Source organism: Dietzia sp. NPDC055343, from assembly GCF_053645265.1.
Genome location: NZ_JBSHMJ010000023.1, coordinates 41,763 through 64,112, shown reverse-complemented (window position 1 = coordinate 64,112; position 22,350 = coordinate 41,763). Strand labels below are relative to the sequence as shown.

Genomic DNA, 22,350 nt, shown 5'->3' with positions numbered 1-22,350 from the left:
GGCCCGCTCCACCCGAGCGGGCCGGGGCGGCGTCGTCGTCTCGCGGGCCCGCCCGTGGCCGCTGTCTAGAATGGTCCCGTGATTGACGATCTCTCAGGTACTTGGGGCATGGTCCAGATGGGGATACAGGCGGCGTTGGTCGTCTGGGCCCTGGCGGGACTGCTGCTCGCCGCGCTGCCGCCGGCCTCCGCCTATTCGATCGAGGGTAAGTGGCCGAAGCCTGCCTGGATCGCCATCTGCGCGGTGGCGGCGATCCTGTTCGCGATCCGGCCCCTCGGATTCTTCAGCCTCATCGCGATGGTCGCGGTCGGGGTGTTCTTCGCCGATGTGCGGCCGGCAGTGGGTGGGCGCCGGCGATGACGCCCGCCGGGAGCGGGAGCGAGCTCCGCATCGAGGAGCTCGCCGATCTGGCGGGCACCACGGTCCGCAACATCCGCGTCTACCAGGAACGCGGCCTGCTCCCGCCGCCCGAGAGGCGTGGCCGGGCCGGCTACTACGGTCCCGAGCACCAGCGTCGGCTCGCTCTCATCCTGCGGCTGCTCGACCGCGGATACACCTTTGCGACCATCGAGGAGCTGCTCATCGCGCAGCGGCACGGCTTCACGCTCACCGAACTGCTCGAGGTGGAGAGCGTGCGTGCCGAGCGGCGTACCACCGGCTCTCGTCGTCGTCGCCTCCCGCGCGGCGGAGTAGGGGCGGTGGCCGGCTTCGAACTTCGCGAAGAGCTCGTGGACCAGGGCTCGGCGATCGGACTGGTCAGCGAGACCACGTCTGCGGACCACTTCCTGGCCGACGACTACATGTACAAGCTCTTCCGCGAACTGCTCGTGCTGGGGGTCGACGAGGAAGCCCTCGACGGCATCGGTCGATGCTTCATGGAGGGGCAGAGCACGGCCGCGGAGGCCATCGAGGTGCTGGTCCAGACCCTGCAGAGATCGGGGATGGACCAATCGGTCATCGAGAAGCGGGTCACCGGCATCCTGCCCGGCGCCGGTGCGGCAGCCCGCCTGATCTTCCTGTCGGCAGCGCAGACACTGCTCACCGAGCGCTATGGCTTCCCCAAGGGCTAGCTGTACTCACCACGGACGTTGTGTCGCCCGCCCCGGCCGCGACTAGGTGAACACCACCGTGCGGCCGTCGTGGACCAGCACGCGGTCCTCCAGGTGCCAGCGCAGGCCGCGGGCCAGGACCAGCTTCTCGGCGTCGCGACCCTGGCGGACCATGTCTTTGACCGTCGCCGTGTGATCGACGCGGATGACGTCTTGCTCGATGATCGGGCCCTCGTCGAGGTCCGCGGTGACGTAGTGGCAGGTAGCACCGATCAGCTTCACGCCGCGCGTATGCGCCTGGTGGTACGGGCGGGCCCCCACGAAGCTCGGCAGGAAGCTGTGGTGGATGTTGATCGCGCGGCCGGCCCAGCGGGTGCACAGCTCGTCGGGCAGCACCTGCATGAAGCGGGCGAGCACGATGGCCTGGGGGTCGATGTCGTCGACGAGCCTGGCGACCTCGTCGAACGAGGGGCCCCGCTCGGACGGGTCGGCCGCGAACGGCACGTGGTGGAACGGCGCACCGTGGGCCTCGGCCATGCCGCGCAGGTTGTCGTGGTTGCCGATCACGGCGCGGACGCGGGCCGGGTAATCGCCGCTCTCGACGCGCCCCAACAGGTCGTGGAGGCAGTGGCCGTCCTTGGAGACCAGGATCACGACGTCCTTGGGCTCGTCCGAGTCGGCGATCTTCCAGTCGGTCTCTGGTCCGAGCTCGCTGGCCACCCGCGCGAAACGCCGGCGCAGCTCGTCCAGCTCCATCCCGATCGAGTCGGCGTCCACCGACTGCCGGGTGAAGAACCAGCCCGAGTCCTCGTCCGCGTGGTACGCCGCTTCGACGATCGTGCCTCCCAGTTCGGCGAGGAACGTGGCGATCCGGGCGACGATGCCGATGCGGTCAGGACAGCCCAGGGTGAGGACGAAGCGACGTGACATGAGTGGTCATTGTGCCAGCAGGGCGTGTCGGACCACCCGGCTAGGCTGGTCCACATGGACGACGCCCCCCGCAGCAGCCCCCCCAGCAGCCCCCACAGCACCCCCCACACCCCGCCGCCGGACGGACTGACACGCGCTCGGGTCGCCGCGATGATCGATCACACGTTGCTCTCGCCCGACGCCTCTCGCGAGGACGTGCAGGCCTGTGTCGCCGAGGCGCGCGAGCTGGGCGTCAAGGCGGTCTGCGTCAGCCCGGCCATGCTCCCGGTGCGGGCCGGGGAGCTGACCGTGGCGACGGTCGCGGGGTTCCCGTCCGGCAAGCATCACTCGCTGGTCAAGGCCATGGAGGGCCGGCTGGCCGTGGACCAGGGGGCGCGCGAGGTCGACATGGTGATCGACGTGGGCGCCGCGATCGCCGGACTCGTCGACGAGGTGATGGCGGACGTGGTGACCATGCGCGACGCGGTGCCGCCGCCGGTGGCCATCAAGGTGATCCTCGAGACGGCGGCCATTCACAAGGCGCTCGGCGAGGAGGCGGGGGACGAGCGGATCGAGGCGCTGTGCCACGCAGTGGCCAGGGCCGGGGCGGACTTCGTCAAGACCTCGACGGGTTTCCACCCCGCGGGTGGTGCGAGCGTCCGGGCGATCGAGGCCATGCACCGGGCGGTCGGCGGAACGCTCGGTATCAAGGCCTCGGGCGGTATCCGTGACGCGGACTCCGCCCGGGCCATGATCGCCGCGGGTGCCACGAGACTCGGTCTCAGCGGCAGCCGGGCCGTCCTGGCAGGTTTCGAGAGCTGACAGGCGCGGGCGTGGCTCAGGACCCGAGCGCCGCGGGGAGGTAGCTGGAGCCTGCCACGAAGGGCATGGCCAGGAAGCTCAGCGGCACGGCGGACTGCTCGAAGGAGATCCCGACGGATTCCAACATGCCGGCGAACGCACCGAAGGCGGCATTGATCGCATCGTATGCCGGCCCGCTGATGGGGCCGTCGGGGCGGAAGATCATCGGGTGGCTCCTCGGTCTCGGTGGGCCAGAGCCGCCTCGTCGCCGGGGGCCGACCACGGTGCGGTCGCAGTGCTCTGGTTCACAATGCTTCGTACACTGCCGATATCGGCACCCGGCCGGCGGGTGTTACTCGCCGCAGGTCAGGACGATCCCGCCCGGGGATCAAATCCGAGGGAGTCAGTCCATGGTGAGGACGAGCTTGCCCGTGGTGCGATTGGTCTCGCCCCGCCGATGCGCTTCCGCGGCCTGCGCGAGCGGGAAGACCTCGGCGATCGTCGCCCGGATCGCGCCCTGCTCGACCAGTTCGGTGATCGACACCAGGTCGTGGCGGGAGGAGTCGACGAGCATGCGGACCGCGCGCACGCCCAGCTGCTCCGCCTCGCGGAACAGATCGTCCGACCCCACCGGCAGGATGGAGACCACGATCCCGCCCGGCCGCAGCGTGCGCAGCGACGCCAGTGAGGTCTCGCCGCCGATCGTGTCGAGCACCGCGTCCACGTCGGAGAGGGCCTCGGCGATGTTCACCTCGTGGTAGTCGATCGGCTCGTCCACCCCGGTCTCGCGCAGGAAGTCGTGCTTGCCGGCGCTGGCGGTGCCGATCACGTAGGCGCCGCGGGCCTTGGCTATCTGCACCGCCACGTGCCCGACCCCGCCGGCCGCGGCATGGACCAGCACGCGCTGGCCGGGCTGGATCCGCGCGTTCTCGACCAGTGCCTGCCACGCGGTGAGCGACACCAGCGGGAGTGCGGCGGCCTGTACGTGGTCGAGCGACTCCGGCGTGGGGGCGAACCAGGCGGCGGGCGCCGTCACGTACTCGGCGTGGGCGCCGTGCCCGAACGGGTAGGAGAGCATCCCGAACACCCTGTCGCCGGGTGCGAAGCGGGACACCCCGATGCCCACCTCCTCCACGACCCCGGACAAGTCCCAGCCCAGCACGAACGGGGGCTCACCGAGGAAGCCGCCGTTTCGGCGGTGCTTCCAGTCGGTGGGGTTGACGCTCGCGGCGGCGACGCGCACCAGTACCTCGTTGGTGCGGGGAGAGGGCCGGGGGAGGTCGACGACGACGAGCACGTCCGGCTCCCCGAGCGAATCCTGGGACACGGCGCGCATTACTTCGTGAGTGGTCATGGCCTCAAGGGTGGCAGAGCCCGTGGCCGCACGCCCGGCACCGGCGGGCCGGGCGGATTCACAACCGGTGCAGCTCCACCTCGCCGAGCTGCCCGCCGGAGATGATGGCGGTCATGTATGTGCAGTGCGGCTGACGCCGCCGGTCGGTGGGCGAGCCCGGGTTGAGCTAGCGCAGGTCGCTCCCCCCGAACGCCCTCGTCGCGGTGGTGTCCCAGGGGATGTGCGAGTGACCGAACACCAGGACGTCGGTGTCCGGGAAAGCGGCGGCCGTGCGCTTCTCCCGCCCCGCCGACGCGCCGGTCTCGTGCACCACCGCCAGCCGTACGCCGTCGAGGGTCGCGCGCGCCACCTCGGGCAGTCGCTCGCGCAGCTCGGGGCCGTCGTTGTTGCCCCAGCACGCGATGAGCCGCGGTGCCCGTTGCTCCAGGGCGTCGAGCAGTCCCGGGTCCATCCAGTCGCCGGCGTGGATCACCACGTCCGCACGCTCCACCTCGTCCCACAGGCGCACCGGGAGATCGCGGGCCCTGGTGGGCACGTGCGTGTCGGCGGTGATGAGCAGGCGCATGCCCCCAGTGTGCCGGGTCGGGCGGGAGCGCCGAGCCGGGTCAGGGAGTCGACTCGAGCGTCACGTCGGTGCCGGCGAGATCGACGGTCATCCCGCCGTCGACCACGTGGACGCCCGTCAGCTCCACACCCTCGGGGAGATCGGCGAGGGCCGAGTCCATCATCGAGATGGTCCCGCCCAGCAGTTCGGCGGGCAGGGTGAAGCCGAAGATCGACGCCTGCTCGGGCGCCAGCTCGAGGTTGCCGCCGGTCAGGCGAGGGGTCACCACCGCTTCGGCCAGACCGCTGATCGACACGCGGAGGGCGCCGGCGGCCGGGTCGGACGTGACGTCCTGGACCTGGATGAGCCCGCCGAGCAGGGAGTCACCGGTGCCCTGACCGTCGGCGGCAGCCGCGGTCATGGTCTCGTCCGAGACGAACGCGGTGCCGGTCAGGGAGTCGACGTGGGTGACGTCGCCCTCGGAGCTGACCCCTTCGGCCCGGATGTCGATCGCGGGGGCGGGGCCCGTCGCGCCCGCGGCCGGGGATCCGTCGGTGGTGATGCGAACAGAGCCGAGAGTCCCGCTGACATAGGACAGCAACACCGGCCGGGCACCCAGCTCGACCTCGGCCGGAGAGCCGAGGGCGGTGGTGACCTCCTCGGACATCTGCTGCTTGATGGAGTTACGCAGACCCAGTTCGAGGCCGACGAGCCCCACCACGACCAGGACCACTGCGATTCCGGCGATCAGGGCGATGATCGGTCCGCGCCGCCGCCGCCGCCGGCCGCCGTCGCTGGAGGAGGAGGCGGCGGGGAACTGCTGCGTGTCGGCGTGCTGGACGCCGGGCCGGTCATGGGCGGGGAGTCGCTGGGTGTCGTTCGGCGGCTGCATTGGACCGATTGTCTCCGATCTGCCTGGCGAGGCGCATCAGCGCCTCTTCAGCGGGCGTACAGGATCCGGCTCAGCGCGCTGCGAGCCAGCCGTTCAGGTGCGCGTACTCCTCCGCGAAGAGCCTGTCGAGGTGCTGCACGACCAGCTTCTCCAGCTTGCCGCCCAGTAGCGGAACGGTCACCTTGACCTGGCCGGACAGTGATTCGAGCGCGGCTTCCCCCTCGGCCACGGTCTCGCCGCTGCCGGTGATCACGCCGAGCCCGCCGGCGGCCTCGGCGCGCGACGTACCGACCAGGCGTGCACCGTCGAACTCGCTGAACCGCGTCGTGCGCACCAGGCTGAGCTCACCCGGCAGCACCTTGCGGGCCAGGTCCGGGATGTCCGATTCAGGAATGTGCTGCGTGACGGTGACGGTGATCGTGTCGCCGCTCACCGCCAGGTCGTCGAGAGTGTCCCCGGCCGTGCCCACGGCGCGGAGCCGGTCGGCCCAGTAGGCCTCGTCCGCATAGGAGGCATGGACGGCCTCGAGGGGGCCGCCGAGCTGGACGGAATGTGAGAAGCGGGTCGCCATGGGGTCAGACACTACAAGCAGGCGACTACCCTCAGGCGTGTGATCCTGCCGCCCGCCGACTCCTCCGACCCGGTCGTCCGCGCGCTGAGCGACGTCGACGGCGTCGCCGCCGCGCCCCGGACGTCCCTGGCCGAACTGACCACCCTCCGCATCGGGGGCCGCCCCCGGGCGCTGCTCGCGTGCTCCACGGCCGAGGGGGTGGCCGAGTCGGTGCGTGCCCTGGACGCGGCCGACCGGCCGGTGCTCGTGCTGGGCGGCGGCTCGAACCTCGTGGTGGCGGGCGGCGACCTCGACCTGGTCGTGGTGGCCGTGCGCAACCGCGAGGTCGAGTACCTGGACGAGGCCGACGCGCTGATCGTGCGCGCGGGTGCGGGTCTGACCTGGGACGATCTCGTCGCCGACACGGTCGGGCGTGGGTACGGCGGCCTCGAGTGCCTGTCCGGTATCCCGGGCTCGGTGGGGGCCACGCCGGTGCAGAACGTCGGTGCGTATGGGGTCGAGGTGGCCCAGGTCCTGCACCGGGTCCGCTGGTACGACCGCGCGAGCGGGGTCGACGAGTGGGTCACCCCCGACGCGCTGGGGCTGGCCTACCGGACGTCGGTGCTCAAGAACTCGGATCGCGCGGTGGTGCTGGAGGTGGAGTTCCGCCTCGACCGCGCCGGACGCAGCGAGCCGATCCGCTACGCCGAACTCGCCGGCCGCCTCGGCGTGGCGCCGGGGGAGCGGACCGACCCCGCCCTGGTGCGGCGCACCGTGCTGGAGCTGCGGCGTGGCAAGGGGATGGTGCTCGACGACGACGACGAGGACACCTGGTCCGCCGGCTCCTTCTTCACCAACCCGGTGGTACGGGACGAGGATCTCCCCGCGGTGCGATCCCGGGTAGCGGGCAGGCTCGGGGACGGGCCGGCCGGGCAGATGCCCGCGTTCGCGGCGACAGGGGGGACCAAGCTCTCGGCGGGCTGGCTGATCGAGCGGGCCGGTTTCGGCAAGGGCTATCCCTCGTCGTCGTCCCCGGCTCGGCTCTCCACCAAGCACACCCTCGCGCTGACCAACCGGGGGGCGGCCACGGCCGACGACGTGATCGCGCTGGCGCGCGAGGTGCGCGACGGCGTCCGGGAGGCGTTCGGCGTGGAGTTGCACCCCGAACCCGTCTGGGTGGGCTGCAGCATCTGACCCGGATAGGGGGCGCACTGCGGGAGTGCCGCCGTGACCCCCGCGGCCACCAAGTCGTACGCGCCTGGCACGCTGGACGGTGACCTCTCGGTCTGACCCGCCCCGCGCGCCCGCCTTCGCGGCGCCGCCCGTCTTATGGAGATTCGCCCGTGGACCTGTTCGCGTACCCGGTGTCGCTCGTCATGAAGTTCTGGCACTGGGTGCTGAGTTTCGTCGTGGATCCGAACTCCGGGCTCGCGTGGGTCGGCTCGGTGATCCTGCTGGTGGTGACTGTGCGGCTGCTGCTCATGCGGTCGATGTGGCGGCAGCAGTACTCCATGCGCAAGATGGCGCAGCTCGGCCCCAAGATGAAGGAGATGCAGCTCAAGTACAAGGACCGCAAGTCTCCCGAGGACCGGCAGGAGCAGGCCAAGGAGATGCAGGCCATGTACTCCGATGCCGGGGTCAATCCGGCAGCCGGCTGCCTGCCGCTCTTCGTGCAGATCCCGGTGTTCCTCGGCCTGTACCACGTGCTGCTGAACTTCTCGCCGCGGGACGTCTCCATCGAGGAGGCGCAGACCATGACGAACGGGGCGTTCGGCCCGGACCAGGTGTCGTCGTTCCTCAACGCCGAGATCTTCGGTGTGCCGCTGGCGTCCTACATCCGGATGCCGCAGGAGGTCATGGAGTCGCTGCACCCGGGGCTCGTGCGCGAGGACATCCTCGTGCTGGCCGTGCCGCTGTTCGTGCTCGCCGGCATCGCGACGTTCATCAACATGTGGAACTCCTTCCGCCGGCAGAAGGCGGCCAAGGAAGCTGAGAAGGCGGCGGTCGCGCAGGTCGAGGCAGAGGACCGTGCGGGCGGTCCGTTCGTCGACGGTGAGGTCATCGAGATCGACGGCGAGAAGGTCGAGCGCGCGGACGCCGGCAGCGGGGACCACGTCGACGGGATCGTCGAGGGCAGCGTTGAAGGCGGCGTCGAAGGGGACGCGGGCGAGCGTTCGACCGATCGTGCTGACGGCACCCCGGGCACGCCCGCCAGGGCCGGCGCTGCGGGCGCGGGTGCTGCGAGCGCGGGTGCCGACAAGCCACAGGATTTCCAGACCATCGCCGAGTCCATGACCGAGTCGATGAATAAATCGATGAAGATCATGATGTACCTGTTTCCGTTCTTCCCGATCGTGGGCGCGTACTTCTTCAACTTCCCCATCGCGATCGGCCTGTACTGGCTCACCAATAACGTTTGGACGGCCGTGCAGTCGCACTTCTTCATGGAGCGGCTCGAGAAGGAACTGCCGATGACCAGCCGCGAAGGCCTGCCGCCCAGCGCGTTCATGTAGACCCCGCCCCGCCGCAGCCCAGTTGCAAGACATCGACCTTCAGATGCCTGACATCTCGCAGGTTTTCGGCCGGGTTCTCGCACATTCTGTCTTGCAGCTCGGGGATGATGTCTTGCAACCGCCGGTGGGGTCGGGCGGGTTACCGGGTCTTGTGTGGACGTTGCGGCGGGGGTAGTGTGCTGCGAGCACGTCGGCAGCGCACGGCGTCCGGGCAGGGGAGACCCGCCGGGCGAGGGGCGCAGGGCCGAGAAGCGCTAACGAGGAGAACACAGGACAGTGCGTAACCACAGGTGAGATTCGGCCCATCAGCCACCTCCCTGGAGCACACATGTCTTCCCTCGTCCTGTCGGACGTCGCTTTCGCGTTTCCCGACGACACCACACTCTTCTCCGGCCTGAACCTCGCGATCGGTCCGGGGCTCACCGCACTCGTCGGCCGCAACGGCGCCGGCAAGAGCACCCTCCTCGGGCTGATCGCCGGCGTGCTGCCGCCCGCACGGGGATCGATCACGGTCGACGGCGTGGCCTGCGCCGCCATCATTGCCGCGGGCGCCGCAACCGACCCGACCGCAACCGACCCGGCCGCCACCGACCCGGCCGCCACCGCTTCCGCGGCCGCCACCGCTTCCGCGGCCGGCTCCGCCTACCCCGCCGATGTCGCGTACGTGCCGCAGCTGCTGGCCGACGCCCCCGCCGAGCGGACCCTCGCCGATGAGCTGGGGGTCGGCGGCCGGCTCGCGGCGCTGGCGCGGATCGAGGCGGGAGAGGGCGACGACGACGACTTCACCCGCCTCGCCGACGACTGGACCATCGCCGAACGCACGGTCGCGCAGCTCGACGAGTTGGGCCTCCCCACGGATCTGGACCGACCCGTGGGCCAGCTGTCCGGCGGGGAGCGCACGCTCGCGGCCGTGGCCGGTCGACTCCTCGGGCATCCGCGGGTGCTGCTGCTGGACGAGCCCACCAACAACCTCGACTCGCGGGCGCGCGGCAGGCTGTTCAGCGCGCTGGAGCGATTCGTGGCGGGCGGCAACCGCATCGCGCTGGTCGTGAGCCACGATCTCGAACTCCTCGACCGCGCCGACACCACGGTGGAACTCCGCGCGGGCCGGACCCGCGTGTTCGGCGGGAACTACGAGCACTACCGCGAGGTGGTGGACGCCGAGCAGTCGGCGGCGCTGCAGGCACTGACCGGCGCGCGCAATGACCTGCGGTCCGAGAAGCGCGACAAGGCCGACGCGCAGGTGGCGCTGGCGCGGCGCGAGCGGTACGGCCGGAAGATGGAAGCCACCAAGCGCGAGCCGAAGATCATCATGGGGGCGCGCAAGCGGGCGGCGCAGGAGTCGGCCGCGAAGTACCGGGCCACCCACGAGCGGGGCGTCGAGCAGGCGCAGGAACGGATGCGCGAGGCCGATGCCGCGGTCCGCCGCGAGGAACTGCTGCGCGTCAAGCTACCCGACCCGCAGCTCCCGTCGGGCCGGGTGGTGGTGGATGTCGAGGACCCAGTCGCCGGCCGCATCCACCTCGCGGGGCCGGCCCGGGTCCGGCTCGCCGGCCCGAACGGCAGCGGCAAGACGACGCTGCTGCGCCGCCTCATCGGAGGCCATCGCGACGATCCCGCCGGTGACCACGCGGCGTCCGGTGCGATGCGTGGGAACGACGACGACAACGCCGTCACCCCGGCGATCGCCACCCCGTGGGCGTTCCTGCCCCAGGACCTGCGTGTCGAGCATCCTGACTGCTCGGTCGTCGACGCGATCCGCGCGGTACGCCCCTCGGCGTCGGCGGAGGAGGCCCACGCCCACGCGGCGCGGATGCTGTTCAGCGGCGACGCCGGGTTCCGCCGGCTCGGCGACCTGTCCGGCGGCGAGCGGCTGCGCGCGGCACTGGCATCGGAGCTGTTCGCCCGGCCGGTGCCGCAGCTGCTGATCCTCGACGAGCCGACCAACAACCTCGACCTCGAAGGAGTGGAGGTGCTCGCCGATGCGCTCGCGCAGTGGCGGGGTGCCCTCCTGCTGGTCAGTCACGACGACGGGTTCTGTGACCGCGTGGGGGTGGACGACGTGATCACCCTCGCCTGATCCGCGACCAATCCGAGAACCGACCAGAGGAACCACCATGCGAAAGCTCATCTACTACGTGGCCGTCACCCTCGACGGCTACATCGCCGCCCCCGACGGCGCCTTCGATTTCTTCCCGCTCGAGGGAGACCACGGGCCCTGGATCGTCGAGCACTACCCCGAGTCCGTCCCCGGGCACTTCCGCGAGCAACTCGGCCTGGCCGAGACGCCCCCGCGGGTGTTCGACACCGTCCTGATGGGACGGGCCACCCACCAGGTGGCCGTGGACGAGGGGCTGGCCAGTGGCTATCCGCACCTGCGGCAGTACGTGTTCACCAGCCATCCCGACGACCTGCCGACACAGGAGGGGCTGACCATCACCTCGGAGGACCCGGTCACCGTGGTCCGCCGGCTCAAGGCGGAGCAGTCGGGGCTGGACATCTGGCTGTGCGGCGGCGGCGCACTCGCGGCGACGCTGATCGACGAGATCGACGAACTCCGGCTCAAGGTCAACCCGCTCGTGCTCGGTGACGGCATCCCCCTCATCGGCGCGGCCGCCGCGAAGCCGGGCGCGTCGGCGATGCCGCTCACGCGGCGGATGAGCCGGGAATTCGAGAGCGGGGTGACCTACGCGGAGTACGTCCGCTCGGCGTAATCGCGATGGCAGGGCCCCGCGTCTGGATAGGCTGCCGACAGACGGCCACCCCGGGGAGGAGCACGATGCGCAAGCTCTGGAACGTGCTGAGGTGGCCGTTCGTGTTCCTCCTCGTCGTCGTCCTCGCGGTCGTCGCGGCGCGCGTCGTCAACCACTTCCGCTACCCCGAACCCGCCCTCGCCTACGCCGAGCCGCGGAACCCGGCGTCCTACCCCACGGAGCTGCCGGGCATCGAGGTCACACCGATCGCCGACGGGCGAGTGCGCGGCTTCCACCTGCGGCCCGAGACGATCCGACACGAGGGCGTGGTGCTGACCTGGGGCGGCTCCGAGGGCGGGCCCGATTTCGAGCACGCCGAACTGCTGGCGCGCGCGGGGCACGAGGTGCTGTCGTTGTTCTACTTCGGGCAGCCCGGCCAGCCGGAGACGCTGGACCGGGTCCCCGTGGAGACGGCGTCGCAGGCGATCGACTGGGCCGAGGCCAACGCCGAATCGGCCGATCCCGTCACGATCGTCGGGACGTCCAAGGGGGCCGAGCTCGCCGCGCTGCTGCCGACCTACGAGCCGCGGGTCGACAACCTGGTGCTGTTCGCGCCGATGGACCACGTGATGCAGGGGATGGATCAGCGGAACGTGGTGTCGTCGTGGACGGTCGGCGGGCAGGACGTGCCGTACGTTGCCTACGCCGACGCGCCCGGTCCGGGGCCGGTCCTGAGGTTGGCGCTTGCCTCGCTCCTCGGCGCGCCGATCCACCTGCGGCCGGTGTTCGAGGGGGCGCTCGAGGCGCCGCAGTCCGGCGATGCCCGCATCGATCTCACGCGACTACCGGGGGAGATGCTGGTGTTCGCCGGCGGCGACGACCAGGTGTGGCCTGCCGACGCGGCTGCCCGGCGGATCGCCGAGGACCTGCCGGAGAGTACGGAGGTGCACATATACGACGACGCCGGGCACGTGTTCTCCGTGCCCGGCGCGCATGCCGACGGGATGCTGTCCGGCGGATCGGCCGAGGCCAACGCCGCCGCGCTCGAGGAGAGCAACCGCATCCTCGTCGAGAGGCTGGCCGACTGGTCGCGCTGACCGCCTGCCCTCCCGGCCCGCCGTTGTCAGGCGGTCGTGCTCAGACCGCGCCGCCGGCGACCGCGGGCGGGGTGCCCGTGTTGGTGGAGGCGTCGGTCTCGCGGGCGAGGTACTCCTCGATGCGGAACCAGTCGTCGTCCGCGCGCTCGGCGATGGTCACCAGCGTGTTCATGTTGGCGACCTCCTCGACCTGCTCACGCAGGAACCACAGCATGAACTGCTCGCCCAGCGGATCGGCCTCGGCGCGCGCGGCCTGGAACAGCGCCTCGATCTGGCGGGTGACCTGCTTCTCCTGCTCGAGCGCGAGGCTCAGTGCGCCAACGGGCCCGTCGAACTCGGCCTGGGGCGCCGGCACGGCGGGGATCACGGTGGGGATGTCCCGGTCGAGCATGTACTGGACCATCATCATGGCGTGGTTCCGCTCGCCCAGGCTGTGCTGGTAGAAGCGGGCGGCCAGCTGCGGAAGGTCCTGCGCGTCCGCCCACACGGCGATCGCGATGTACTGCTGGCTGGCGGCGAACTCGTGGCCGACCTGGGCGGAGAGGAGTTCGGCGTAGGTGCTGCTGCTCTGGGTCATGGTGGCGCCTTTCGTGAGGCGGCCTCGACAAGAGTCGAGACGCGCCGGGAGGGGTTCTCCCGAGGGGTCCCACAATAGGACCGCGCGCGGCATCGTGCCAGGTCAGTTAGCCTAACCTGCCGGTGTGAAGCCTAACCTGACGTTGCCTAGCCTCACCTTCTGTAGCGCCGCCGGAGCGTCGTGATCCGGCCCCGGCTCAGTCGCGGTGCGCCCGCATCGCGGAGTGCTGGGCGCGCGGCTTCACCACGATCTGGTCGAGGTTCACGTGCGACGGCCGGCTGGCGACGAATCCCACGATCTCCGCGATGTCCTCGGCGATCATCGGGGTCAGCCCGCGGTAGACGGCGGCGGCCTTGTCCGCGTCGCCGTCGAACCGCACGCTCGAGAACTCGGTGTCGACCATGCCGGGCGCGATCTCGGTGAACCGCACGGGCTGGCCGAGGTGCTCGCCTCGCAGCGTCCGGTGCAGGACGGCCTGCGCGTGCTTGGCGGAGGTGTAGCCGGAGCCGTTGTCGTACGACTCGAGCGCCGCGATGGAGGTGATGGTGATGACCAGCCCGTCGCCGGTGTCCACGAGGGTCGGCATGAGTCCCTTGACCATCCGCAGCGTGCCGAGGACGTTGGTCTCCCACATCCAGCGCCACTGCTCCTCGTCGGCGTCCATGACGCTGGTGGTGCCCTTGGCGCCGCCGGCGTTGTTGACCAGCACGTGCAGGCGGGGGATGGCCGAGCAGAACGCCGCGCACGAGTCCGCGTCGGTCACATCGAGAGGCAGGGCGGTGCCGCCGATCTCGGCGGCGAGTGCCTCCAGCCGGTCGGCGCGCCGCGCGCCAACGATCACGTGGAAGCCCTGGCCTGCCAGTTCGCGGGCGCTCGCCTCGCCAATGCCCGACGATGCGCCGGTCACCACCGCCACGCGGGTGTCGGCGGGCAGGGCGGCGAGGCGCTCACGGGCGGCACTGTGATCGGTCATGCACTCGAGCGTAGGTGACGACGTCGCCGGCCGTACGGCTGCTCAGCGGCCGCGGGCCGACCGCGCGCCTAATGCCGCGTTATCGACCGACGCGACGGCCGGGGATCATCCCGACCAGCCCGCGCACCGCGCCGCGCGCGATGTCGGCGGTGGAGAAGTAGTCCTGCCAGCCGCAGACCAGGCCGTCGCGGACCTCCAGCCGCCCGCACACCCAGAAGTCGCAGCGGAACCGGCCGATCCCGAGCGAGTCGGTGCGCTCGGTGAGAACGATGTGCGGGGAGCGGGGATCGGTGGGGTCCGCGGGCGCCGACACCGCGAGATGGTGGGTCCGGACCCCGAATCGCACGCTGCGGTGCATCGCGGCGATCGCGCCGACGACGGCCCGCTTGCCGCGCACGGTCGGCAGCCCGATGTTCGCCCACCACACGTCGCCGGAGACCAGTTCCGCCGCGGCGGCGGTCGAGCCGGAGGCGAGGGCGTCGAAGAACATCCGGACGACGACGTCGGGGTCTGTCGCGGTGGTGGTGGCTGCCATTGGAACACGGTAACCGCACGGGGCGGCTCCGGGGGAGGGGCCTCCGCGTTCGGGGGACACCTCCGACGAGCCGACGTGCGATAGCGATGGGACTGGCACGATGGCCGACATGACCTCTCCCGCCACGTATTCCCTCGCCTCCACCGTCTCCTCGGACGGCACCACGATCGCCTACCGCGTGCTCGGCGACCCCGCCGCGCGCCCGCTCGTGCTGATCCACGGCTGGGCCCAGTCGAGCGCCTGCTGGGGCCCGGATCTTCTGGCCGACCTGGCGACCCGGTTCCGGGTGGTGGCGCTGGACCTGCGCGGACACGGCCACTCCGACGTCGCCGACGCCGGTTATGACTCGGCTGCGCAGTGGGCTGACGACGTCGAGGCGGTCCTGGACGCCGCCGGTGTCAGCGATGGGGCGGGCGCGATCCTGCTCGGCTGGTCGTACGGTGGGATCGTGGTGTCGGACTACCTCGCCGCCCGCGGCGAGGGCAGGGTCGCGGGCATCGTGCTCTGCGGCGCCGTCACCTCGGTGTCCCGGTCCGCCGGCGGCGCGATCGGCCCGGCCATGGTCGAGGTCACGTCGAACGGCGCGTTCGACGAGAACCCCGGCAGGGCCGTGGCCGCGCTCGCGAGCTTCGGGAGCGCCATGATGCGGTCCGGCGACGGCACGAGCGGCCAGCGGATCTTCGGACTCTCGCTGGCCACCCCGCCGACCGTCCGCCAGAAGCTGCTCACCCGTCGCGTGGACAACGACGAGACACTGCGCGGCCTGGGCATCCCCGCGCTGGTGATCCACGGTGAGCACGACGGCGTGGTGCTGCCGTCCGCCGGTCAGGCCAACGCCGAGATGATCCCCGGCGGCCGCTACGTGGGCTTCGCCGAGTCCGCCCATGCGCCCTTCATCGAGGAGAAGCCGAAGTTCCTCGCCGAGCTCGACGCCTTCGCCGCCGAACTGTAGACACCCCACACCGCCCGTGGGGGGTGGGCGAGCGGCGGGCGTTGTCGTCGTCGTCCCACCCGATCCCCGCCCCCGCGCCGCGTGCACCCCGGCGCGCACGGAGGCACAATCGGACTGGTGACCGTTTCCGACCTCCGCCCCGGACCCGACGCGCCGCTCCCCAAGCGCGTCGCGGTGCTGTCGTTCCACACCTCGCCGCTCGCCCAGCCCGGCACCGGTGACGCGGGCGGGCTCAACGTGTACGTGCTGCAGACCGCGCGGCGTCTGGCCCGCCGCGGCGTCGAGGTGGAGATCTTCACCCGCGCCACCCACTCGTCGCAGCCGCCGGTCGAGGAGGCGGGCGACGGCGTGCTGGTCCGCAACATCGTGGCCGGCCCGTTCGAGGGCCTCCGCAAGGAGGACCTGCCCACGCAGCTGTGTCCGTTCGTCGCCGGCGTCATGCGCGCCGAGGCCGGCCAGGCGCCCGGCCACTACGACCTCATCCACTCCCACTACTGGCTGTCCGGCCAGGCGGGGCTGGTCGCCTCCGAGCACTGGGGCGTGCCGCTCGTGCACACCGCCCACACGCTGGCCGAGGTCAAGAACGCGGTCCTCACCAGCGGTGACACCCCCGAACCGGAGTCGCGACGCATCGGCGAGCAGCAGATCGTGGACGCCGCGCACCGGCTGGTCGTCAACACCACCGGGGAACGCGACGAGCTCGTGGGCTACTACGACGCCGACCCGGCCGACATCGACATCGTCCCCCCCGGCGCCGACCTCGAGCAGTACACGCCCGGCACCCGGCGCGGCACCGAGCAGGCCCGGCGCGCACTCGGCGTGGCGCAGCGCTCCGAGGTGATCGCGTTCGTCGGCCGCATCCAGCCGCTCAAGGCACCCGACGTGGTGGTGCGGGCGCTCGCCGAGATCGTGCGCGCCGAGCCGCACCGCGACGTGCGGCTGCTCGTGGTGGGCGGGCCCAGCGGGTCGGGGCTCGAGCGGCCGCGTTCGCTCATGGAGCTGGCCGAGGAGCTGGGCGTGGCCGACCGCGTGAGCTTCCTGGCGCCGCGCCCGCCGTCGGAGCTGGTCGACGTGTACCGGGCCGCGGACATCGTGGCGGTGCCGTCGTACTCAGAGTCGTTCGGACTGGTCGCGTTGGAGGCGCAGGCGTGCGGGACGCCGGTGGTGGCCGCCGCCGTGGGCGGGCTGCCGACGGCCGTCGCGAACGGCCGGACCGGGCTCACCGTGGACGGGCACGATCCGCGCGAGTGGGCGCGGGTCCTCGGATCACTGCTCGACGACGACGAGCTGCGGCTGGAGATGTCCCGCCACGCCCCGGTGCACGCCGCCGGGTTCAGCTGGGATTCCACGGCCGACGGGCTGCTGGCGTCGTATGCGGGCACGATGGCCTCGTACCGGGCGCGGCGCGCGGCGGCCACGGCGTCCTGAGTTCGTTCCAACCCGCGCCTGAGTCCATTCTAACCCGCGAAGGAGCCACGATGATCGACCCCACCGAGAACAAGCGCATGGGCGACGACGGCGAGGATGATGCTGCGGCTGGGGCCGGTGCCCTCGACGGTGCAGGCTCCTCTGCTGGCGCCGCGTACGGGCCCGCCCGACGTCCGGACGAGGCCGACGCCCCCACCGTCGAGCGGATCCGCGACTTCCTGGTGGAGCGGGACATCGAGTCGACGCTGGCCGACGGCAACACCTTCGTGGTGCAGCTGCCGGGGGAGAAGCGCCTCAAGACGGCCTGCCATCTCACCGTGAACCGCGAGAGCGTGCGCGTCGAGGCGTTCGTGTGCCGCCGGCCGGACGAGGACTTCGAGAAGGTCTACAAGTACCTGCTGCGTCGCAATCGCCGGATGTACCAGGTGGCGTACACGCTGGACAACAACGGCGACATCTATCTGGTCGGCCGGATGCCGCTGGTCGCGGTGACGGAGGAGGAGCTCGACCGCGTGCTCGGGCAGGTACTGGAGGCCGCCGACCACGACTTCAACATCATCATCGAGACCGGCTTCCACACCGCGATCCGCCGGGAATGGGAGTGGCGGGTCTCGCGGGGCGAGTCGCTGCGCAACCTGGAGGCGTTCCGCCACCTCACCGAGGATCTGCCCCAGCCCGAGTAGCACAGACGGGCAGTTCTGCAGCGTAAGTTGGGGGGGTTGCGCTGGCTTGTGGGCTTGCGCTGGCGGGAGGGTCCCGCGTGCCAGCGTGAGTGGCTGCATTGCGTACACGCCGGCAGCGCAGGTCACCGGCGCAGCGTAAGTCGGGGGAGTTGCGCTGGCTCGTGGGCTTGCGCAGCTCTGTCGTCTCGAGCTGCTGCAGGTCTTTCCAGGGGTCAGGGGTTAATGGCCTCGGCGACCTTCTTGCGCAGCACCTTGCCCATCGGGTTGGCGGGCAGCTCGTCGAGTTCGACGAACTCGCGCGGCACCTTGTACCCGGCGAGCGACGATTTGCAGTGGGCGCGGATCGCGTCCACATCGAGTGACGCACCCGGTTCGAGCACCACCGCCGCGACGACCTGCTCACCGTGGGCCCCGTCCCGGCCGACGACCGCACAGTCGGCGATGCCGGGAGCCGTCCGCAGAACCGCCTCGACCTCCGAGGGGTAGACGTTGAACCCGCCGGTGACGATCACCTCCTTGATCCGGTCCACCACGTGCAGGAAACCGTCGGGGGCCTGCTCCACCACGTCGCCGGTGCGCAGCCAGCCGTCGTGCAGCGTCGCCGCGGTCGCCTCCTCGTTGTTCCAGTACCCCGGGAAGACCTGCGGTCCCTTGACCAGGAGCTCACCGGGCTCCCCGGAGGGTACGTCCCGCGAGGGGTCCTCCTTGTCGACGACCCGGATATCCGTGTCGGGGAACGGGACGCCGATCGAACCGGCTCGCCTCGCCGTCGACATGGGATTGCCCACAGTGATGGGCGAGGTCTCGGTCATCCCGTACCCCTCCACCAAGAGGCCGTCGGTGGCGGCCTCCCACCGTTCGATGAGGTCGGCGCGCAGGCTCATCGCCCCGGAGAAGGAGTTGCGGATGCCCTTGAGCGAGATGCCGCGCTTGTCGGCCTCCTCGAGGATGCGGGTGTAGATCGGCGGGACAGCCGGGATGAATGTCGGCGGCTCCTTGGCGAAGATCGGCATGATCAGGTCCATGTCGGGCGTCGGCACGAGCTGGAGCCGGGCCCCCTGGGCGATGCCGAACACCACGCACATCGTCACCCCGTAGGCGTGGAACATCGGCAGCGAGGCCAGGAACCGCTCCTTGCCGGGCTCGAGCCCTGGCACCCACGCCTTGCCCTGGGTCGAGTTCGCGACCAGGTTGGCGTGGGTGAGCATCGCGCCCTTGGGCGTCCCGGTGGTGCCGGAGGTGTAGAGGATCAGCGCCACGTCGTCGTTGGTGGGGTAGGGGTGGGAGAAATCCAGCTCGGGGCCGGTCTCCAGGGCCGCCCAGCGCGGGGTGTGCGTGTCGGGGCGGGACAGCTTGTCGCGGGAGGCGCGTAGCGAGGGAACCGGGAGATGTCGCAGGGCGAGGCGCTTGGCGGTGGGGAACGCGTCGAGGAGGTCGACGGCCAGGACGTGCTCGATCGCGGTGTCGGGGCGGGTCGCGAGGTCCTGCACGACGTCGGTGACGACGTTCCACGCCACGACGACCTTCGCACCGTGATCGGCGAAGGGGGCCTCGAGCTCGTCGGCCGTGTACAGGGGATTGTGTTCGACGACGATCGCGCCCAGCCGCAGAGCCGCGTAGAACACCACGATGCCCTGGGGGCAGTTGGGCAGGAGGACGGCCACGCGGTCACCCTTGCCCACGCCCAGGAGGCGCAGGCCCTCGGCGGCGCGCCGGACCCGGCTGCCGAGATCGCCGTAGGTGGTCACCCGGCCGAAGAACTCGGTGGCGGGCCGTTCGAAGTGGGCGCTGACGGCCTGGTCGAATTGGTCGCACAGCGTGGTGGTGCCGTAATCCAGGTCGTGTGTGGTCCCCGGGGTGTAGTGGACCGTCCAGGGCCGGTCGGTGGCTTCGGGGGTGTCTCCGGCGTCTGCGGTCATGCTTGCACCGTAGCCGGTGAGCATCGGGTCATAATGGACCTATGACTTACGGAACACTCGTCCTCCTGCGTCACGGTCAGTCCCAGTGGAACGCGTCCAACCAGTTCACGGGGTGGGTCGACGTCGATCTCACCGACCTCGGTCGCGAGGAGGCGGTCCGCGGCGGCAAGCTCCTCGCGAAGGAGGGCATCCTCCCGGACATCGTCTACACCTCGCTGCTGCGCCGCGCGATCACCACCGCGAACATCTCGCTGGACGCATGCGACCGCCATTGGGTGCCGGTGGTGCGGCACTGGAAGCTCAACGAGCGCCACTACGGCAAGCTGCAGGGCCTCAACAAGGCGGAGATCAAGGAAGAGTTCGGCGACGACCAGTTCATGCTCTGGCGCCGCAGCTACGACACGCCGCCGCCGGCCATCGACCCGGACAACGAGTATTCGCAGACCGGCGACGTCCGCTACGCCGACCTCCCGGAGGTGCCCCTCACGGAGTGCCTCAAGGACGTGGTGGACCGCTTCATTCCGTACTACACCGCCGAGATCGCCCCGCGCATCGCGGCCGGCGAGACGGTCCTGGTGGCCGCGCACGGCAACTCGCTGCGCGCGCTGGTCAAGCACCTCGACGAGATCTCCGATGATGACATCGCGGGTCTGAACATCCCGACCGGGATCCCGCTGGTCTACCGCTTCGACGAGGCCGGGAAGGTCGCCAACCCGGGCGGCACGTACCTCGACCCGGAGGCCGCCGCCGCCGGCGCCGCCGCCGTGGCCAGCCAGGGTGGAAAGTAGCCCCGCGTCCTCGGGCCTGCTTTCGCGTGGGCGACACGCCGATAGGGCCACCGCCCACGTGTGAGGTGAAGGCCCGGTGAACGAGCCGTAAACCCCCGCCTATCTGCGAACTTCGCGCAGGTGGACGGGGGGTTCTGCTTTTCCGGGCGGGGTACCCGGGTCGTAGTATCTGGGTCGTGCAGGTCAGTCTGGGGATCTTCCTCGCGATCGTCGCCGGGATCATCGGCTTCGTCGTGGGCGGCTTCGTCATCCCCTTGATCAATGCGCGAGCCGACCGGCGACGTGCGGAGCAGGCCGGGCCGACCAGGCTCGATGTGTTGCGGGCGGTCTATCAGCAGGCGCCGTACGCGCTCGCCGTGGTGGACCGTCACCAGGACGTGGTGCTGTTCAACCGCCGTGCCGACGAATTGGGCATCGTCGAGGACCGGTTGCTGATCGAGCCGGTCTGGACGGCGGCGCACGCCACGTTCGTCGACGACCGGACTTCGGTGTTCGACCTGCCCGCGAAGATGGCGGCCGGCCGTCGCCGTATCCCGTCAGTCAGCGGCCGCTGCGAGATCCTGCAGGGCCACGGCGAGCAGTTCGTCGTGGTGTTCGCGGACGACGACTCGGAGCACCGCCGTATGGAGGCCGCCCGGCGCGACTTCGTGGCCAACGTCTCCCACGAGCTCAAGACCCCGGTGGGGGCGATGGCGGTCCTCGCCGAGGCGCTCCTGGAGTCCAAGGACGACCCGGACTCGGTCGAGTACTTCGGTGGTCGCGTGGTGGGCGAGGCGCAGCGGCTGGGCAAGATGGTCACCGAGCTCATCGAGCTCTCCCGTCTGCAGGGTGCCGAGCGGATCCGCGACCCGGAGCCGGTGGACGTCGACGACGTGGTGGACGAGGCGCTCCGGCGGGCGGCGGGCGCCGCGGAGACGGCCGGGATCGAGCTCATCACCGACTCGCCGTCCGGGTTGGAGATCAAGGGCGACTGGACCCTGCTGGTCACCGCGTTGGCGAACCTCATCTTCAACGCCATCAACTACTCGCACGAGCGCACTCCGGTGTCGATCACCCGGGGGATCTCCGGCGACACGGTGATGCTGCGGGTCACCGACCGCGGGATCGGGATCGCCCCCGAGCACCAGACGCGCGTCTTCGAGCGCTTCTTCCGCGTCGACAAGGCCCGTTCCCGCGCGACCGGCGGCACCGGCCTGGGGTTGGCGATCGTCAAACACGTCGCCCAGAACCACAACGGCGCCGTATCCCTGTGGAGTCGACCCGGGACCGGGTCGACCTTCACTCTCGAACTCCCGGCCCATGTGGAGCCGGATTCCGGCGGGGCGTCTCCCGCCACAGAGCACGTCGATCAAGGAGAGGACCAGGTGCCGTGACCAGGGTGCTGATCGTGGAGGACGAGGACTCGCTGGCGGACCCGCTGGCCTTCCTGCTCCGCAAGGAGGGCTTCGACGTCACCATCGCCGGCGACGGCCCGACCGCGTTGGAGAGCTTCGAGTCCGAGGGCGCCGATATCGTGCTGCTCGACCTCATGCTCCCGGGGATGTCGGGAACCGACGTGTGCAAGCGACTCCGCGTGACCTCGAGCGTGCCGGTCATCATGGTGACCGCCCGGGACAGTGAGATCGACAAGGTCGTGGGGCTCGAACTGGGCGCCGACGACTACGTGACCAAGCCCTATTCGGCCCGCGAGCTCATCGCGCGTATCCGGGCGGTCCTACGCCGCGGGGCCGACAAGGAGGCGGACGAACCCGAGGAGATCGGTGTCCTCGAGTCGGGACCGGTCCGGATGGACATCGAGCGGCACACGGTGACGGTCCGCGGGGCGGCGGTGACGCTGCCCCTCAAGGAGTTCGATCTGCTCGAGTACCTGCTGCGCAACTCCGGCCGGGTGCTCACCCGCGGGCAGCTCATCGACCGCGTGTGGGGTTCGGACTACGTGGGCGACACCAAGACCCTCGACGTGCACGTCAAGCGCCTGCGCTCGAAGGTCGAGCAGGATCCGGGCAAGCCGGTGCACCTGGTGACCGTCCGCGGGTTGGGCTACAAGTTCGAGCCCTGATCCGCTGCGCGTGCGGTCCCCGCAGCCGGTCGAC

Annotated in this window: 23 protein-coding genes and 1 pseudogene; 14 read left to right on the top strand and 10 right to left on the bottom strand. The window is 70.8% G+C overall.

From position 1 onward, the window contains the following. Nucleotides 1–78: 78 nt before the first annotated feature. On the top strand, nt 79–360 hold the full coding sequence (locus tag ACWIE7_RS12265; protein WP_344993905.1) for a DUF2516 family protein: 282 nt from the start codon (nt 79–81) through the stop codon (nt 358–360). Beyond that, on the top strand, nt 357–1,070 hold the full coding sequence (locus ACWIE7_RS12260; RefSeq protein WP_454058544.1) for a MerR family transcriptional regulator: 714 nt from the start codon (nt 357–359) through the stop codon (nt 1,068–1,070). The genes ACWIE7_RS12265 and ACWIE7_RS12260 overlap by 4 nt, the downstream gene beginning before the upstream one ends. A gap of 42 nt (nt 1,071–1,112) precedes the next feature. On the opposite strand, the gene purU is transcribed toward ACWIE7_RS12260, so the two are convergent. After that, complete coding sequence (gene purU, locus ACWIE7_RS12255) at nt 1,113–1,979, bottom strand: formyltetrahydrofolate deformylase (protein WP_454058543.1); 867 nt, start codon at nt 1,977–1,979, stop codon at nt 1,113–1,115. A 150-nt stretch (nt 1,980–2,129) separates the two neighbouring features. Between purU and deoC the strand changes: the two genes are divergently transcribed. Continuing rightward, nucleotides 2,130–2,780 (top strand): deoxyribose-phosphate aldolase, encoded by a 651-nt coding sequence (gene deoC, locus ACWIE7_RS12250; RefSeq protein ID WP_454069347.1) that lies wholly within the window; start codon nt 2,130–2,132, stop codon nt 2,778–2,780. A 16-nt stretch (nt 2,781–2,796) separates the two neighbouring features. Here deoC and ACWIE7_RS12245 read toward each other — a convergent pair whose 3' ends face one another. The 5 genes and pseudogenes from ACWIE7_RS12245 to ACWIE7_RS12225 form a co-directional block, all read right to left on the bottom strand. Then, entirely contained in the window at nt 2,797–2,985 is a 189-nt protein-coding gene (locus ACWIE7_RS12245) for a hypothetical protein (protein WP_452098386.1), read from the bottom strand. A gap of 177 nt (nt 2,986–3,162) precedes the next feature. Further along, nucleotides 3,163–4,113 carry an NADP-dependent oxidoreductase gene (locus ACWIE7_RS12240; protein ID WP_452098387.1) on the bottom strand — a complete coding sequence of 317 codons (951 nt, stop codon included), beginning with the start codon at nt 4,111–4,113 and terminating at the stop codon, nt 3,163–3,165. A 58-nt stretch (nt 4,114–4,171) separates the two neighbouring features. Beyond that, a pseudogene (locus ACWIE7_RS12235) lies at nt 4,172–4,678 on the bottom strand (metallophosphoesterase family protein). Nucleotides 4,679–4,718: 40 nt separating this feature from the next. Next, complete coding sequence (locus tag ACWIE7_RS12230) at nt 4,719–5,549, bottom strand: LmeA family phospholipid-binding protein (protein ID WP_452098389.1); 831 nt, start codon at nt 5,547–5,549, stop codon at nt 4,719–4,721. Between the two features lie 70 nt (nt 5,550–5,619). After that, nucleotides 5,620–6,120, bottom strand: a complete 501-nt coding sequence (locus tag ACWIE7_RS12225) for a DUF2505 domain-containing protein (protein ID WP_452098390.1) — start codon at nt 6,118–6,120, stop codon at nt 5,620–5,622. 84 nt (nt 6,121–6,204) lie between these two features. Here ACWIE7_RS12225 and ACWIE7_RS12220 point away from each other — a divergent pair, with 84 nt between their 5' ends. The 5 genes from ACWIE7_RS12220 (at nt 6,205) to ACWIE7_RS12200 (ending at nt 12,402) form a co-directional block, all read left to right on the top strand. Further along, complete coding sequence (locus tag ACWIE7_RS12220; protein WP_454058547.1) at nt 6,205–7,293, top strand: UDP-N-acetylmuramate dehydrogenase; 1,089 nt, start codon at nt 6,205–6,207, stop codon at nt 7,291–7,293. 149 nt (nt 7,294–7,442) lie between these two features. Next, entirely contained in the window at nt 7,443–8,612 is a 1,170-nt protein-coding gene (gene yidC, locus ACWIE7_RS12215; protein WP_452098391.1) for a membrane protein insertase YidC, read from the top strand. Nucleotides 8,613–8,940: 328 nt separating this feature from the next. Continuing rightward, entirely contained in the window at nt 8,941–10,692 is a 1,752-nt protein-coding gene (locus ACWIE7_RS12210; protein ID WP_454069346.1) for an ATP-binding cassette domain-containing protein, read from the top strand. A gap of 37 nt (nt 10,693–10,729) precedes the next feature. After that, on the top strand, nt 10,730–11,326 hold the full coding sequence (locus ACWIE7_RS12205) for a dihydrofolate reductase family protein (RefSeq protein WP_452098393.1): 597 nt from the start codon (nt 10,730–10,732) through the stop codon (nt 11,324–11,326). Nucleotides 11,327–11,391: 65 nt separating this feature from the next. Next, complete coding sequence (locus tag ACWIE7_RS12200; protein WP_454058540.1) at nt 11,392–12,402, top strand: alpha/beta hydrolase; 1,011 nt, start codon at nt 11,392–11,394, stop codon at nt 12,400–12,402. A 40-nt stretch (nt 12,403–12,442) separates the two neighbouring features. Here the strand turns inward: ACWIE7_RS12200 and ACWIE7_RS12195 are convergent, their stop codons facing one another. The 3 genes from ACWIE7_RS12195 to ACWIE7_RS12185 all read right to left on the bottom strand — a co-directional run bounded on the left by ACWIE7_RS12195 (nt 12,443) and on the right by ACWIE7_RS12185 (nt 14,487). After that, nucleotides 12,443–12,979: a ferritin gene (locus tag ACWIE7_RS12195; protein WP_230928470.1), complete on the bottom strand. Its 537-nt coding sequence runs from the start codon at nt 12,977–12,979 to the stop codon at nt 12,443–12,445. 196 nt (nt 12,980–13,175) lie between these two features. Beyond that, entirely contained in the window at nt 13,176–13,952 is a 777-nt protein-coding gene (locus ACWIE7_RS12190) for an SDR family oxidoreductase (RefSeq protein WP_452098395.1), read from the bottom strand. A gap of 79 nt (nt 13,953–14,031) precedes the next feature. Continuing rightward, entirely contained in the window at nt 14,032–14,487 is a 456-nt protein-coding gene (locus ACWIE7_RS12185; protein ID WP_454069345.1) for a limonene-1,2-epoxide hydrolase family protein, read from the bottom strand. A gap of 100 nt (nt 14,488–14,587) precedes the next feature. Here ACWIE7_RS12185 and ACWIE7_RS12180 point away from each other — a divergent pair, with 100 nt between their 5' ends. The 3 genes from ACWIE7_RS12180 to ACWIE7_RS12170 all read left to right on the top strand — a co-directional run bounded on the left by ACWIE7_RS12180 (nt 14,588) and on the right by ACWIE7_RS12170 (nt 17,550). After that, the gene (locus ACWIE7_RS12180) at nt 14,588–15,439 is read left to right on the top strand and encodes an alpha/beta fold hydrolase (RefSeq protein WP_452098397.1); all 852 of its coding nucleotides are present in this window, start codon (nt 14,588–14,590) and stop codon (nt 15,437–15,439) included. 117 nt (nt 15,440–15,556) lie between these two features. Then, nucleotides 15,557–16,867 (top strand): D-inositol-3-phosphate glycosyltransferase, encoded by a 1,311-nt coding sequence (gene mshA / locus ACWIE7_RS12175; protein WP_454069344.1) that lies wholly within the window; start codon nt 15,557–15,559, stop codon nt 16,865–16,867. A 50-nt stretch (nt 16,868–16,917) separates the two neighbouring features. Then, entirely contained in the window at nt 16,918–17,550 is a 633-nt protein-coding gene (locus ACWIE7_RS12170; protein WP_454069343.1) for a YbjN domain-containing protein, read from the top strand. Between the two features lie 212 nt (nt 17,551–17,762). On the opposite strand, the gene ACWIE7_RS12165 is transcribed toward ACWIE7_RS12170, so the two are convergent. Continuing rightward, on the bottom strand, nt 17,763–19,469 hold the full coding sequence (locus tag ACWIE7_RS12165) for a long-chain-fatty-acid--CoA ligase (protein WP_454069342.1): 1,707 nt from the start codon (nt 19,467–19,469) through the stop codon (nt 17,763–17,765). A 41-nt stretch (nt 19,470–19,510) separates the two neighbouring features. On the opposite strand from ACWIE7_RS12165, the gene ACWIE7_RS12160 reads away from it, so the two are divergent. The 3 genes from ACWIE7_RS12160 (at nt 19,511) to ACWIE7_RS12150 (ending at nt 22,316) form a co-directional block, all read left to right on the top strand. Beyond that, nucleotides 19,511–20,257: a phosphoglyceromutase gene (locus ACWIE7_RS12160; RefSeq protein WP_454069341.1), complete on the top strand. Its 747-nt coding sequence runs from the start codon at nt 19,511–19,513 to the stop codon at nt 20,255–20,257. A gap of 176 nt (nt 20,258–20,433) precedes the next feature. Beyond that, nucleotides 20,434–21,630: a sensor histidine kinase gene (locus ACWIE7_RS12155; protein WP_454069340.1), complete on the top strand. Its 1,197-nt coding sequence runs from the start codon at nt 20,434–20,436 to the stop codon at nt 21,628–21,630. Continuing rightward, entirely contained in the window at nt 21,627–22,316 is a 690-nt protein-coding gene (locus tag ACWIE7_RS12150) for a response regulator (RefSeq protein ID WP_452098402.1), read from the top strand. The genes ACWIE7_RS12155 and ACWIE7_RS12150 overlap by 4 nt, the downstream gene beginning before the upstream one ends. Nucleotides 22,317–22,350 lie beyond the last annotated feature (34 nt).